The organism is Streptomyces sp. NBC_00273 (genome assembly GCF_036178145.1).
Lineage (GTDB): Bacteria > Actinomycetota > Actinomycetes > Streptomycetales > Streptomycetaceae > Streptomyces.
In genome coordinates, this window is the sequence record NZ_CP108067.1 from 4,406,009 (window position 1) to 4,418,957 (window position 12,949).

General features: G+C 72.0%; 11 protein-coding genes. 5 read left to right on the forward strand and 6 right to left on the reverse strand.

The genetic code is table 11. The features are described from left to right. Positions 1-364: 364 nt before the first annotated feature. Positions 365-2,083 carry a glycerol-3-phosphate dehydrogenase/oxidase gene (locus OG386_RS18835; protein ID WP_328789133.1) on the reverse strand — a complete coding sequence of 573 codons (1,719 nt, stop codon included), beginning with the start codon at positions 2,081-2,083 and terminating at the stop codon, positions 365-367. A 230-nt stretch (positions 2,084-2,313) separates the two neighbouring features. Here OG386_RS18835 and OG386_RS18840 point away from each other — a divergent pair, with 230 nt between their 5' ends. The 4 genes from OG386_RS18840 (at position 2,314) to OG386_RS18855 (ending at position 6,397) form a co-directional block, all read left to right on the forward strand. Further along, positions 2,314-3,543, forward strand: coding sequence for a nucleotide sugar dehydrogenase (locus OG386_RS18840; protein ID WP_327383710.1), 1,230 nt, complete (start codon positions 2,314-2,316; stop codon positions 3,541-3,543). A gap of 134 nt (positions 3,544-3,677) precedes the next feature. Further along, positions 3,678-3,887 carry a hypothetical protein gene (locus OG386_RS18845; RefSeq protein ID WP_328789134.1) on the forward strand — a complete coding sequence of 70 codons (210 nt, stop codon included), beginning with the start codon at positions 3,678-3,680 and terminating at the stop codon, positions 3,885-3,887. Further along, on the forward strand, positions 3,884-4,645 hold the full coding sequence (locus OG386_RS18850; protein WP_328789135.1) for a hypothetical protein: 762 nt from the start codon (positions 3,884-3,886) through the stop codon (positions 4,643-4,645). Before OG386_RS18845 ends, OG386_RS18850 begins: the two co-directional genes overlap by 4 nt. A gap of 15 nt (positions 4,646-4,660) precedes the next feature. Next, positions 4,661-6,397 carry a M16 family metallopeptidase gene (locus tag OG386_RS18855; RefSeq protein ID WP_328789136.1) on the forward strand — a complete coding sequence of 579 codons (1,737 nt, stop codon included), beginning with the start codon at positions 4,661-4,663 and terminating at the stop codon, positions 6,395-6,397. Positions 6,398-6,480: 83 nt separating this feature from the next. Here the strand turns inward: OG386_RS18855 and OG386_RS18860 are convergent, their stop codons facing one another. The 4 genes from OG386_RS18860 to OG386_RS18875 form a co-directional block, all read right to left on the reverse strand. Further along, on the reverse strand, positions 6,481-7,605 hold the full coding sequence (locus OG386_RS18860; protein WP_328789137.1) for a GuaB3 family IMP dehydrogenase-related protein: 1,125 nt from the start codon (positions 7,603-7,605) through the stop codon (positions 6,481-6,483). A gap of 145 nt (positions 7,606-7,750) precedes the next feature. Then, the gene (gene guaB / locus OG386_RS18865) at positions 7,751-9,250 is read right to left on the reverse strand and encodes an IMP dehydrogenase (protein WP_328789138.1); all 1,500 of its coding nucleotides are present in this window, start codon (positions 9,248-9,250) and stop codon (positions 7,751-7,753) included. A 283-nt stretch (positions 9,251-9,533) separates the two neighbouring features. After that, entirely contained in the window at positions 9,534-10,163 is a 630-nt protein-coding gene (locus OG386_RS18870; protein WP_030389108.1) for a sigma-70 family RNA polymerase sigma factor, read from the reverse strand. Between the two features lie 360 nt (positions 10,164-10,523). Further along, positions 10,524-11,135 (reverse strand): response regulator transcription factor, encoded by a 612-nt coding sequence (locus tag OG386_RS18875; protein ID WP_003948568.1) that lies wholly within the window; start codon positions 11,133-11,135, stop codon positions 10,524-10,526. 380 nt (positions 11,136-11,515) lie between these two features. Between OG386_RS18875 and OG386_RS18880 the strand changes: the two genes are divergently transcribed. Then, positions 11,516-11,842, forward strand: a complete 327-nt coding sequence (locus OG386_RS18880; RefSeq protein ID WP_030011164.1) for a WhiB family transcriptional regulator — start codon at positions 11,516-11,518, stop codon at positions 11,840-11,842. A gap of 144 nt (positions 11,843-11,986) precedes the next feature. On the opposite strand, the gene OG386_RS18885 is transcribed toward OG386_RS18880, so the two are convergent. Beyond that, complete coding sequence (locus OG386_RS18885) at positions 11,987-12,886, reverse strand: LysR family transcriptional regulator (RefSeq protein WP_189733288.1); 900 nt, start codon at positions 12,884-12,886, stop codon at positions 11,987-11,989. Positions 12,887-12,949 lie beyond the last annotated feature (63 nt).

The window sequence follows — 12,949 nt, forward strand, 5'->3', positions numbered from 1 at the left end:
GCATCGGCATCCGCCGGCTCCGCCGCAGACACGGCATCAGCCACCGGCCCGGCGTCCGCGGGCGCAGCCACCGCCTTCTCACTGCCGGGCTTCGCCGCAGGCGACCCGGCAGGCGAAGCCGCGGCGCCAGCCCCGGACTTCTCACTGCTGGGCTTCGCCGCAGGCGACCCGGCAGGCGACTCGGTGTGCTCCGGCTTCGACATGCGTCCCCTCTGCGATCGTGCCGCTGCTCCGCCTGTCCCAGCGGCTGAGCGACCCGGCGGCCGGGGCCCGCTGTAACCCGCCCCGGCAGAACCTTCATTCTTCCTCACTCCGCAACGGACGGGCGCCCCGGGTCTACGGTTCCCCCCTCCGCATCCCGGAGTTACAACGGAACGATGTCGGGCGCCCCCAGCCGCGCCGCGTCCGCCGTCTGGTCGTCCGGCTGGCGCTGCGATTCCCGCTCCGCCTGGACCCGCTTCTCGTAGTGCTCCACTTCCTTCTCGATCTGCTGCTCGTCCCATCCCAGTACCGGCGCCATCAACTCCGCGCACTCCCGCGCCGACCGCGTCCCCCGGTCGAAGGTCTCGATCGAGATCCGGGTCCGCCGCGTCAGTACGTCGTCCAGGTGCCTGGCCCCCTCGTGCGAGGCCGCGTACACGATCTCCGCCCGCAGGTAGTCGTCCGCCCCGGACACCGGCTCGCGCAGTCCCGGATCGGCGGCCATCAGGTCCAGCAGTTCCTCCGTCAGCGACCCGAAGCGGTTCAACAGGTGTTCCACCCGCACCACATGAAGCCCCGTCCGGGCCGCGATCCGCGCCCGGCCGTTCCACAGCGCCCGGTATCCCTCCGCCCCCACCAGCGGCACGTCCTCCGTGACGCACTCCGCCACCCGCTGGTCCAGGCCGTGCACGGCCTCGTCGACCGCGTCCTTCGCCATGACCCGGTACGTCGTGTACTTGCCCCCGGCGACCACCACCAGACCCGGCACCGGATGCGCCACCGTGTGCTCGCGCGACAGCTTGCTCGTCGCGTCCGACTCCCCGGCCAGCAGCGGCCGCAGGCCCGCGTAGACGCCCTGGACGTCGTCGCGCGTGAGCGGCACCGCCAGCACCGAGTTCACGTGCTCCAGCAGGTAGTCGATGTCCGCGCTCGACGCCGCCGGGTGCGCCTTGTCCAGGTCCCAGTCGGTGTCCGTGGTCCCCACGATCCAGTGCCGGCCCCACGGGATGACGAACAGCACGGACTTCTCGGTCCGCAGGATCAGTCCGGTGCTCGAATGGATCCGGTCCTTCGGTACGACCAGATGGATGCCCTTCGAGGCCCGCACGTGGAACTGGCCGCGCTCCCCGATCAGCGCCTGGGTGTCGTCCGTCCACACCCCCGTCGCGTTCACGACCTGCTTCGCGCGGATCTCGTACTCCCCGGCCGATCCCCGCCCGCCTTCCACATCACGCACCCGCGCGCCGACCACCCGTTCGCCCTCGCGCAGGAAGCCGATGACCCTCGCCCGATTGGCGCAGTGCGCCCCGTACGCGGCGGCCGTCCGCACGAGCGTGGCGACGTAGCGCGCGTCGTCCATCTGGGCGTCGTAGTACTGCAGGGCCCCCACCAGCGCGTCCTTGCGGAGCGCCGGCGCAACCCGCAGCGCGCGCCCCCGCGACAGGTGCCGGTGCACGGGCAGGCCGCGCCCGTGGCCGCTGGAGACCGACATCGCGTCGTACAGCGCGACGCCCGAGCCGGCGTAGATCCGCTCCCAGCCCCTGTGCTGCAACGGGTACAGGAAGGGCACCGGCTTCACCAGGTGCGGGGCGAGGCGCTCCAGCAGCAGCCCGCGCTCCTTCAGGGCCTCGCGCACGAGGGCGAAGTCGAGCATCTCCAGGTACCGCAGGCCGCCGTGGATCAGCTTGCTGGAGCGGCTGGAGGTGCCCGAAGCCCAGTCCCGCGCCTCCACCAGGCCGGTCGACAGGCCGCGCGTCACGGCGTCGAGCGCGGTGCCGGCGCCCACCACGCCCGCGCCCACCACCAGCACGTCCAGTTCCCGATCGGCCATCCGGGTGAGGGCCTCGGCCCGCTGCACCGGCCCCAGTGTCGCTGTCCTCACGGCTGCCTCCCGTTGGTGCGGATGAGATCCCGCTCACATGCCCCGTTCCACGATTCTGACCGCCCGCACCCACATCAGCCACCGCCTGTGGACAACACAACGGTGGCGTTCACTCCGGAATGCGACATATCTGTCATATATAAGCCTAGTCTGACATTGCGCCAGCTCCCGTGTCCCCCGGAGAACTTGCGCGGCAAGCCCCCTCATGTCAGGGAAGGGACGGCACCCCCATGCCCGCAGACCTCGCCGTCATCGGACTCGGCCATCTCGGCCTCCCACTCGCCCAGGCGGCCGTCGCCGCCGGAATCGAGACGGTCGGCTACGACAGCGGTCCGGTCACGGACTCCACCCTCACCGCCGCCGAGGTCCGCCGCATGTCGGCGGCCGGCTTCCGGGTCACCACCAACCCCGCCGAGCTCGGCCGGGTCCGCACGGCCGTCATCTGCGCCCCCACCCAGCTCGGCGCCGATCGCGCACTGGACCTCTCCGCCGTCGGAGAAGCCGGCCGCGCGCTCGCCGCCCGGCTGCGCCCCCACACCACCGTGATCCTCGAATCCGCCGCCCACCCGGGCGTCACCGAGGACTACCTCCGCCCGATCCTCGAAGCCGGCTCCGGGCTGCGGGCGGGCCGCGACTTCCACCTGGCCTACTCCCCCAGCCGCCACGACCCGGGCAACCGCACCCACGGCATCTCCAACACCCCCAAGGTGATCGGCGGCCTCACCCCCGCCTGCACGGAGTCCGCGCACGCCTTCTACGCCCGCCTCACCGAGAAGGTGGTCCGCGCCCGCGGCCTGCGCGAGGCCGAGACCGTGCAGCTCCTCGAAACCAACTACCGCCACGTCAACATCGCCCTCATGAACGAGATGGCGGTGCTCTGCCACGACCTCGGCGTCGACCTGTGGGACGTCATCCGCTGCGCCGAGACCAAGCCGTACGGATTCCAGGCCTTCCGCCCCGGCCCGGGGGTCGGCGGCCACGGCGTCCCCCTCGACCCGAACTACCTCCCCCACACCACCCGCACCCCCGGCCACCCGCTGCGCATGGTCGGACTGGCGCAGGAGATCAACAACCGAATGCCGCAGTACGTCATCCAGCGCTCGGCCACCCTGCTGAACGAGCACGGCAAATCCGCCCGCGGAGCCCGCGTCCTGCTCCTCGGCGTCACCTACAAGCCCGACCTGGCCGACCAGGAAGGTTCCCCGGCCCGCGAGATCGCCAGCCGCCTCCTCGACCTGGGCGCGCTGATCAGCTACCACGACCCGTTCATCACGGGCTGGCGGGTCAGGGACCAGCCGGTCCCCCGCGCCGAGTCGCTCTACGAGGCCGCCGCGAACGCGGACCTGACCATCCTGCTCCAGCACCACCGCACCTACGACATGCAGGGCCTCGCCGTGAAGGCCCAGCTGCTCCTGGACACCCGCGGCGCCAGCCCGGTGGGCGCGGCCCACCGCCTCTGAGGCCCGGGCGGCCCGCCGGGCCGCCACCGCCCGGCGTACCGGCCGTCCACCGGGGCGCCGAGCAGCCGCCACCGGCCGGAAAGCCGACGGAAACCACCTGTCGGCAAGATCCGCTCCGGCCATATGATCCGCGCGTGTCCGCTCTCCCTCCCCCCGGTCGGCCCGTATTCGAACCCGCCGACCGCATCCCGTCCCTCGCCGCGCTGCGCACCGCCGCACGGAGCAAGGATTGGGACGCCATCACCTCCGCCTTCGCCGGGCTCCGCGACGAGGACGACCGGGCCCTCGCCTGCCGGACCGTCGCGGAGACCTCCGGCACGGAGCTCTTCCTCCGGAGACCGTGAACCGGCTGCCCCGCGATCCGCTGGCCCGCACCCTGCTCGCCGACCGGCTGATCCAGACCGGCTGGCAGATCCGTTCGAGTCACCGGGCCGAGCACGTGTCGCAGCAGCAGTTCAGCGATTTCCACGCCCACTTGCGGCGTGCCGAGCTCCTGCTCATCGACGTCTGCGCCGAGCATCCCGAGTACGCCCTCGCCTGGTACCTGCGCGTCATCACCTCGCGCGGACTGCAGCTCGGCGTCGGGGAGACCCGCCGCCGCTACGACCGGCTCGCCGAACACCACCCGCACCACTTCGGCGGCCAGTCCCAGCTGCTCCAGCAGATCTGCCCCAAGTGGGGCGGCAGCTGGGAGGCCGTGCACGGGTTCGCCCAAGAGTGCACGCAGAACGCCCCGGCGGGCAGCCCGACCGGGGCCCTGACCGCCATGGCGCAGATGGAGCACTACCTGGAGGTGGCGGAGAAGGGCGGCACCCGCGCCGCAGAAACGTATCTGCGCGAGCCGGACAACCACGCCCGGCTGCGCGACGCCGCCGCGCGGTCCGTGCTCCACCCCGCCTTCCGCACCGACGCCCACCACGCCGTCAACGCCCACAGCGCCTTCGCCGCCGCACACAGCGCCGCCGGCCGCCCCGCCGAAGCGGCCCCGCACTTCCGGGCCCTCGGCGACCACGCCAGCGTGTTCCCGTGGTGCTACCTCGGAACCGGCGACCACGAGACCGAGTTCGTCCGCCATCGCAAGACCGCCCTCGCCAAGGGCTGAGGGGATCCCACGGAGATGGACATCGACACCACCGCACCCACCACGCCGACGACCGACGCCGACGGGATCACCAGGACCGTCGTAAACGGCATCCGCACGGTCCTCGCCCCCCGCTCCGGCCCGCTCACCGCCGGCCTGCTCTTCCGCGTGGGCCGCGCCGACGAGACCCTCGCCACCAGCGGGATCACCCACCTGGTCGAGCACCTCGCCCTCTACCGGCACGGCCTGGGCGACCTGCACTACAACGGCGCCACCGCAATCACCTACACCCACTTCCACGTCCACGGAACTCCCGCCGACGTGGTCGAGTACCTGAACGGCGTCTGCGCCGCCCTGCGGGACCTCCCGACGGACCGGCTGGACACCGAGAAGGAGATCTTGCGGACCGAGGCCGCGGGACGGGCCTCGGGTCCGGGACAGGCCGCGGCCCTGTGGCGCTACGGGGCCCGCTCCTTCGGGCTCCCCGGCTACGCCGAGACCGGCCTGCACGCCATCACGGCGGACGATGTCCGCGCCTGGTCCCGGACCCGGTTCACCGCCGAGAACGCCGTCCTGTGGATCACCGGCGACACCGTCCCCGAAGGCCTCGACCTCGCGCTCCCCACCGGCGAATGGCACCCGACCCCCGAGGCCACCTCCGCCCTGCCCGCCACCCCCGCGTGGTTCCCCGGGGAGGACGGCGGCCTCGTACTCACCTCGGTCGTGCCCCGGTCCACCGCGGCGACCCTCTACGCCGACGTGCTGGGCAAGGAGTTGTTCCGCACCCTGCGCCAGAAGGGCGGCTACTCCTACACCGCCGCCGCCGAGTACTCGCCGCGCGACAGCGACCGCGCGACCGTCACCGCCTACGCCGACGCCCTCCCCGAGAAGCAGGACGCGATGGTCGGCGCCTTCGTCGACGTCCTCGCGAAGCTGCGGGCCGGCCGGATCGAACAGGCCGACCTGGACTCCGTACGGGCCTCCGCGCTCGCGCAGTTCGACACCCCGGAGCTCGCCGCGGCCCGCCTGCCGGCACACGCCATGAACCTGCTGCTGCGCCATCCCGACCTCACCGTCGCCGAGGCGAAGGCCGAGCTGGAGGCGGTGACCGTCACCGACCTCCACCAGGTGGCCCGGGCCGTCTGGGCCGACGCCCTGGTGCAGGCCCCCGCACGCGGCCTGGACTGGGCGGGGCTCACGGCCGCACCCGCCCGGTCCCCCGACATCGTCAACGGACGGCGCTACTCCGCCATCGGGAACGGCAACGTCGCCCTGCTCGTGGCCGACGACGGCATCAGCCTGACGGCACCGGGCAACCAGGTCACCGTCCGCTACGCCGCGTGCGCCCTGATGCAGGCCTACCCGGACGGGGCCCGCCACCTCATAGGCGACGACGGCTTCGCCCTCACCATCGAGCCGACCCTGTACCGGATCGGCGCGGCCGAGCTCGCCAGGATCGACGCGGCCGTTCCGCCGTCCGCGGTGGTCCCGATGCCGCCCCGCGACCCCGCCCGGATCCCGCAGCCGCCCGAGCCCGTGAAGGAACCCGTCAGGCAGGCCTGGTTCACCGCCCTGCTCTGGGTCCTCGGGGTGCCGGCGCTCCCGCTGACCGCCGTCACCGCCCTGCTCTGCCTCTCCCTGTTCCGGAGCCGCGGCGACGACGGCATCGCCCAGGGGGACGCCACCTTCGCGCTCGGCTGCATCCTCGTCTCGGCGGTGTTCATGGTCCCCTGGAGCATCTGTATGCGGCGGCGCAGACAAGGGCTGAACTGAGCGGGCTCGCGCCCGCACCCCGGACACGCCGGAGGGCCGGCACCCCGAGCGGGGTGCCGGCCCTCCGGCGTTGGGCGAGGCGATCAGCGGCTGTGCTGCGAGTCCGCGATCGTGACCTCGACCCGCTGGAACTCCTTGAGCTCGCTGTAGCCGGTCGTGGCCATCGAGCGGCGCAGCGCGCCGAAGATGTTCATCGAGCCGTCCGGGGTGTGCGAGGGACCGGTGAGGATCTCCTCGGTGGTGCCCACGGTGCCGAGGTCGACCTTCTTGCCGCGCGGCACGTCCTCGTGGACGGCCTCCATGCCCCAGTGGTTGCCCTTGCCGGGCGCGTCGGTGGCACGGGCCAGCGGGGAGCCCATCATCACGGCGTCCGCGCCACAGGCGACGGCCTTCGGGATGTCGCCGGACCAGCCCACGCCACCGTCGGCGATGACGTGCACGTAGCGGCCGCCGGACTCGTCCATGTAGTCGCGGCGGGCCGCGGCCACGTCCGCGACGGCGGTCGCCATCGGGACCTGGATGCCGAGCACGTTGCGCGTGGTGTGCGCGGCGCCGCCGCCGAAGCCGACGAGGACACCGGCCGCGCCGGTGCGCATCAGGTGCAGGGCCGCCGTGTAGGTGGCGCAGCCGCCGACGATGACCGGGACGTCGAGCTCGTAGATGAACTGCTTGAGGTTCAGCGGCTCGGCGGCGCCCGACACGTGCTCGGCGGAGACGGTGGTGCCGCGGATCACGAAGATGTCCACGCCCGCGTCGACGACGGCCTTGGAGAACTCGGCCGTGCGCTGCGGGGAGAGCGCGGCGGCGGTGACGACGCCGGAGTCGCGGACCTCCTTGATGCGCTGCCGGATCAGGTCCGCCTGGATCGGCGCGGCGTAGATCTCCTGGAGGCGGCGGGTCGCGGCGGTCTCGTCCAGCTCCGTGATCTCGTCGAGCAGCGGCTGCGGGTCCTCGTACCGGGTCCACAGGCCTTCGAGGTTCAGCACGCCGAGGCCGCCGAGCTCGCCGATGCGGATGGCGGTCTGCGGGGAGACGACCGAGTCCATGGGGGCGGCCAGGAAGGGGAGCTCGAAGCGGTACGCGTCGATCTGCCAGGCGATCGAGACCTCCTTCGGGTCCCGGGTACGCCGGCTCGGGACGATGGCGATGTCGTCGAACGCGTACGCCCTGCGGCCGCGCTTGCCGCGCCCGATCTCGATCTCAGTCACGTGTGGTGGCCTTTCCTCTGGGTCTGCCCGTCCAGTATCCCCGAACGCCGGGGGCCCGCGTTCCGGTGACCGCTGTACGGACGGCCGCGCGGGCACGGCGAAGGGGGGCGGGCCCGATGGGCCCGCCCCCCTCAGCTCATGCCGTTCAGCCCTTGCGGGAGTAGTTCGGCGCTTCGACCGTCATCTGGATGTCGTGCGGGTGGCTCTCCTTGAGGCCCGCCGAGGTGATCCGGACGAACCGGCCGCGGTCCTGCAGCTCGGGGACCGTGCGGCCGCCGACGTAGAACATCGACTGGCGCAGGCCGCCGACGAGCTGGTGCACGACCGCGGAGAGCGGACCGCGGTAGGGAACCTGGCCCTCGATGCCCTCGGGGATGAGCTTGTCGTCGCCGCCCACGCCCTCCTGGAAGTAGCGGTCCTTCGAGAAGGACTTCTGCTCGCCGCGGGACTGCATCGCACCGAGCGAACCCATGCCGCGGTACGACTTGAACTGCTTCCCGTTGATGAAGAGCAGCTCGCCCGGGGACTCCTCGCAGCCCGCGAGCAGCGAGCCGAGCATCACCGTGTCGGCGCCCGCGACCAGGGCCTTGGCGATGTCGCCGGAGTACTGCAGACCGCCGTCACCGATGACCGGGACGCCGGCCGCCTTGGCGGCGAGCGAGGCCTCGTAGATCGCGGTGACCTGCGGGACGCCGATGCCGGCGACGACGCGGGTGGTGCAGATGGAGCCGGGGCCGACGCCGACCTTGATGCCGTCGCAGCCGGCGTCGATCAGCGCCTGCGCGCCGTCACGCGTGGCGACGTTGCCGCCGATGACGTCGACGGTGGAGTTCGACTTGATCTTGGCGACCATGTCGCCGACCAGGCGGGAGTGACCGTGGGCGGTGTCGACGACGATGAAGTCGGCGCCCGCCTCGATCAGGGCCTGGGCGCGCTCGTACGCGTCGCCGGCGACGCCGACGGCCGCGCCGACGAGGAGCCGGCCGCCCTTGTCCTTGGCCGCGTTCGGGTACTTCTCGGCCTTGACGAAGTCCTTGACCGTGATGAGGCCCTTGAGGATGCCCGCGTCGTCGACCAGCGGAAGCTTCTCGATCTTGTGGCGGCGCAGCAGCTCCATGGCGTCCACGCCCGAGATGCCGACCTTGCCCGTGACCAGCGGCATCGGGGTCATGACCTCGCGCACCTGGCGGCTGCGGTCCGATTCGAAGGCCATGTCACGGTTGGTGACGATGCCGAGGAGCTTGCCGGCGGTGTCGGTGACCGGGACGCCGGAGATGCGGAACTTCGCGCACAGCTCGTCGGCCTCGCGCAGCGTCGCGTCCGGGTGCACCGTGATCGGGTCGGTGACCATGCCGGACTCGGAGCGCTTGACCAGGTCGACCTGATTGGCCTGGTCGGTGATGGAGAGGTTGCGGTGCAGCACGCCGACGCCGCCCTGACGGGCCATGGCGATGGCCATGCGGGCCTCGGTGACCTTGTCCATGGCGGCGGACAGCAGCGGAACGTTGACGCGCACGTTGCGCGAGATGAGGGAAGAGGTGTCGATCGCGTCCGGCGACATGTCCGACGCGCCCGGCAGCAGCAGCACGTCGTCGTAGGTCAGTCCGAGCGTGGCGAATTTGTCGGGCACTCCGTCGGCGGTCATGACACCTTCCCAATGGTCTTGCTCAGCGCGGATGTCCATGCTAGCGGGATCCCGACGCGTCTCATTCCACGACCAAGGTCAAGCAGAAGTTTCGTCGTTTCCTACGACTGCGGCCCGCGATCGAGGCCCACGCAGAGCTACGCCGAGCTGCCGACACGGACCGGCACGGAGCCGTGCGGAGCGGTACGGAGCCGTGCGGAGCGGTACGGAGCCGTGCGGGCCCGTACGTCCCACACGGATCGCGGCGGGGCCGCACGGACCACGAGGAGGCCCGCACGGCCGCCTACTGCTCGGCGAGTGCCCGCAGCCGGCTGAGCGCGCGGTGCTGGGCCACGCGCACGGCCCCCGGGGACATTCCGAGCATCTGCCCGGTCTCCTCCGCGGTCAGCCCGACGGCCACCCGCAGGACGAGGAGCTCGCGCTGGTTCTCCGGAAGGTTGGCCAGCAGCTTCTTGGCCCAGGCGGCGTCGCTGCTGAGCAGCGCGCGCTCCTCCGGGCCCAGCGAGTCGTCGGGCCGCTCCGGCATCTCGTCGGAGGGCACGGCCGTGCTGCCCGGGTGCCGCATGGCGGCCCGCTGCAGGTCGGCGACCTTGTGCGCGGCGATCGCGAAGACGAAGGCCTCGAAGGGCCGCCCGGTGTCCCGGTAGCGCGGCAGCGCCATCAGAACGGCGACGCAAACCTCCTGCGCCAGGTCCTCCACGAAGTGACGAGCGTCACCCGGCAATCGCGAGAGCCGGGTGCGGCAGTAGCGGATCGCGAGGGGGTGCACGAAGGCGAGCAGGTCGTGCGTGGCCTGCTCGTCACCCTCCACCGCCCTGCGCACGAGCGCGCTGACGCCCCCGGCACTGCCGCCTTTGGCGGCGCCGGTCGGGCCTGTGGCCGCGGGTGACCCCAGGGCCTCGTCGTCGCGCATCAATCCATGGTGCCTTGGCGCCGGAGCATCCGCGCCGCCGTGGCCCTTGTTGTGCATCGAAGCGTTATGAGCAGGTGCGCCGGAACTCATCATCTGCGCCCTCCCCTCCCGCTCGGCCGAATAGTCCCCGAGAGACTCCACACCCTCAAGGATGCGGCATCGCGCACGAAGCGAGACGTCCCCCGGATTGTGCCCCGCCAACCCCCGGGTGCGCACCGGGTACGGCGGGGACAGGGATGCCCTCGACAACACGAGCCGTCGAGGGCGGCGCGCCGCCCCGTCCGCGGGTGGCGGACGGGACCTCTCTCGACGATCCGCGGCCTGCGGCGGGCCGGGCCGGGCCCGGCCACGACCGGGAGGTCAGCGGACCAGACCCCAGCGGAAACCGAGTGCCACCGCGTGCGCCCGGTCCGAGGCGCCGAGCTTCTTGAACAGCCGGCGGGCGTGCGTCTTGACCGTGTCCTCGGAGAGGAAGAGCTCGCGCCCGATCTCCGCGTTGGACCGGCCGTGGCTCATGCCCTCCAGGACCTGGATCTCGCGCGCGGTGAGCGTGGGCGCGGCGCCCATCTCGGCCGAGCGGAGCCGGCGCGGGGCCAGTCGCCAGGTCGGGTCGGCGAGGGCCTGGGTGACCGTGGCCCGCAGTTCGGCGCGCGAGGCGTCCTTGTGCAGGTACCCACGGGCGCCGGCGGCGACCGCGAGGGCCACGCCGTCCAGGTCCTCGGCGACCGTCAGCATGATGATGCGGGCGCCGGGGTCGGCCGAGAGCAGTCGACGGACCGTCTCCACACCGCCCAGCCCGGGCATCCGTACATCCATCAGAATCAGGTCGGAGCGGTCGGCGCCCCAGCGGCGGAGGACTTCCTCGCCGTTGGCAGCCGTCGTCACACGCTCGACGCCGGGCACGGTGGCAACCGCGCGACGGAGCGCCTCTCGGGCAAGCGGGGAGTCGTCGCAGACGAGGACGGATGTCATGACCGCCCTCCGCAGCTGCTGATGCGCGTCACCTTGAGCCTCCAGGCTGGTACGTATCGTCACCTGTGCGGTCGATGCCCCCGGACACCTGTCCGAGAACTTATTGGTTCAACCGCCTTCGCACTCTCAACGATGGTCACTCGAAAGAGTTACGGGTCGGACGGACACCTTCAGCACTCTACGTGAGGAAGCGATCACGACGTAGGAGCCACGAGCCGCTTGTCCTCCATCTGGAGCTATGCCCTATTTGGCGGCTTTCCTTCCGTTTGGCACGTGTCTGAGGCTAGATTCCCAATGAGTCATATTTACATCTACTCCGACAGTAGGTGTGGAGACATGGACCGTATCCGCCTCAGTACCGGCACCAAGAGGGACTACCAATGGCAGATTTCTCCCGCCTCCCCGGACCGAACGCCGACCTCTGGGACTGGCAGCTGCTAGCCGCCTGCCGCGGGGTCGACAGCTCTCTCTTCTTCCACCCGGAAGGCGAGCGGGGCGCGGCCAGGAGCGCGCGCGAGGCCTCGGCTAAAGAGGTCTGCATGAGATGCCCGGTGCGTTCGGAATGCGCCGCGCACGCACTCGCCGTCCGAGAGCCCTACGGGGTGTGGGGCGGCCTCACCGAGGACGAGCGCGAGGAACTGATGGGCCGGGCCCGGCATCGCCTGATCCCCGCGTCGAGTGCGATCGGACCGATCGCGCCGAACTGAGAGTCGCCGAAACGTCAGAAGGAACGTTTCCTCGAATCACCAGCACACCCGGGCGTGTCGCCGCCCGGCCCGCGTTTCACCCGTTCGGCCGTACCCGGCCCTACAACGTGTGCGCCCCCGGCCGCCGCCGGGGGCGGACGCGGGTCAGCGCGCGGCCGCCCGCTCCAGCTCGGCCAGGGTCGCGGCCACGGCCGGCACCCGGGCCAGGTCGGGCAGGGTCAGCGCCACGACCTCGCGCTCGACGGCCGGCTCCACCGCCACCGTGCTCACGCCCTTGGCCCGTACGGACTCCACCGCGAGCTCGGGCAGTACCGCCACGCCCAGCCCCGCGCCGACCAGGCCGACCACCGCCGGGTAGTCGTCGGTGGCGAAGTCGATGCGCGGGGTGAAGCCCGCACCCTCGCACACGTCCACCAAGTGGCGGCGGCAGCGCGGACAGCCCGCGATCCAGGGTTCGTCCGCCAGCTCCGCCATGCCCACGCGCTCCGCCCCGGCCAGCCTGTGCCCCTCCGGGACCAGCCCGACGAGCCGGTCGGTCAGCAGCGGCCGCACCACGAGGTCGTCCCACTCCGCGGCGGAATGGTCCGCCCCGCCGTAGCGGAAGGCCAGCGCCAGGTCGCAGTCGCCCTCGCGCAGCATCTCCACCGAACGCGGCGGCTCCGCCTCGACCAGCGAGATGCGGGTCCCGGGGTGCTCGGCGCGCATCGCCGCGAGCGCGGTCGGCACCAGCGTGGAGCTGCCGCTGGGGAAGGACACGAGCCGGACCCGGCCCGCGCGCAGCCCCGCGATGGCCGCGACCTCCTCCTCGGCGGCGGTCAGCCCGGCCAGGATCCCCGCGGCATGGCGGACCAGGGCCTCTCCCGCCTGGGTCAGCCGCATCTCGCGACCGGTGCGGATGAGCAGCGGGGTGCCGGCCGACTGCTCCAGCGCCTTCATCTGCTGGGAGACGGCGGGCTGGGTGCAGCCGAGCTCGCGGGCGGCGGCGGAGAAGGACCCGGTCCCGGCGACGGCGCGCAGAACCCGGAGATGGCGTGCTTCGATCACCCTTCGAGCATAAGCCCTACTTTGACTTCCGCGCCAATACCTCGATGTCGCTTTGGGTTGGCT

Coding starts and splice junctions, on each gene's coding strand:
- OG386_RS18855 (WP_328789136.1), top strand. CDS start 4,661: ATGGACATCGACACCACCGCACCCACCACGCCGACGACCGACGCCGAC.
- OG386_RS18870 (WP_030389108.1), bottom strand. CDS start 10,163: ATGCGCGACGACGAGGCCCTGGGGTCACCCGCGGCCACAGGCCCGACC.
- OG386_RS18840 (WP_327383710.1), top strand. CDS start 2,314: ATGCCCGCAGACCTCGCCGTCATCGGACTCGGCCATCTCGGCCTCCCA.
- guaB (WP_328789138.1), bottom strand. CDS start 9,250: ATGACCGCCGACGGAGTGCCCGACAAATTCGCCACGCTCGGACTGACC.
- OG386_RS18880 (WP_030011164.1), top strand. CDS start 11,516: ATGGCAGATTTCTCCCGCCTCCCCGGACCGAACGCCGACCTCTGGGAC.
- OG386_RS18875 (WP_003948568.1), bottom strand. CDS start 11,135: ATGACATCCGTCCTCGTCTGCGACGACTCCCCGCTTGCCCGAGAGGCG.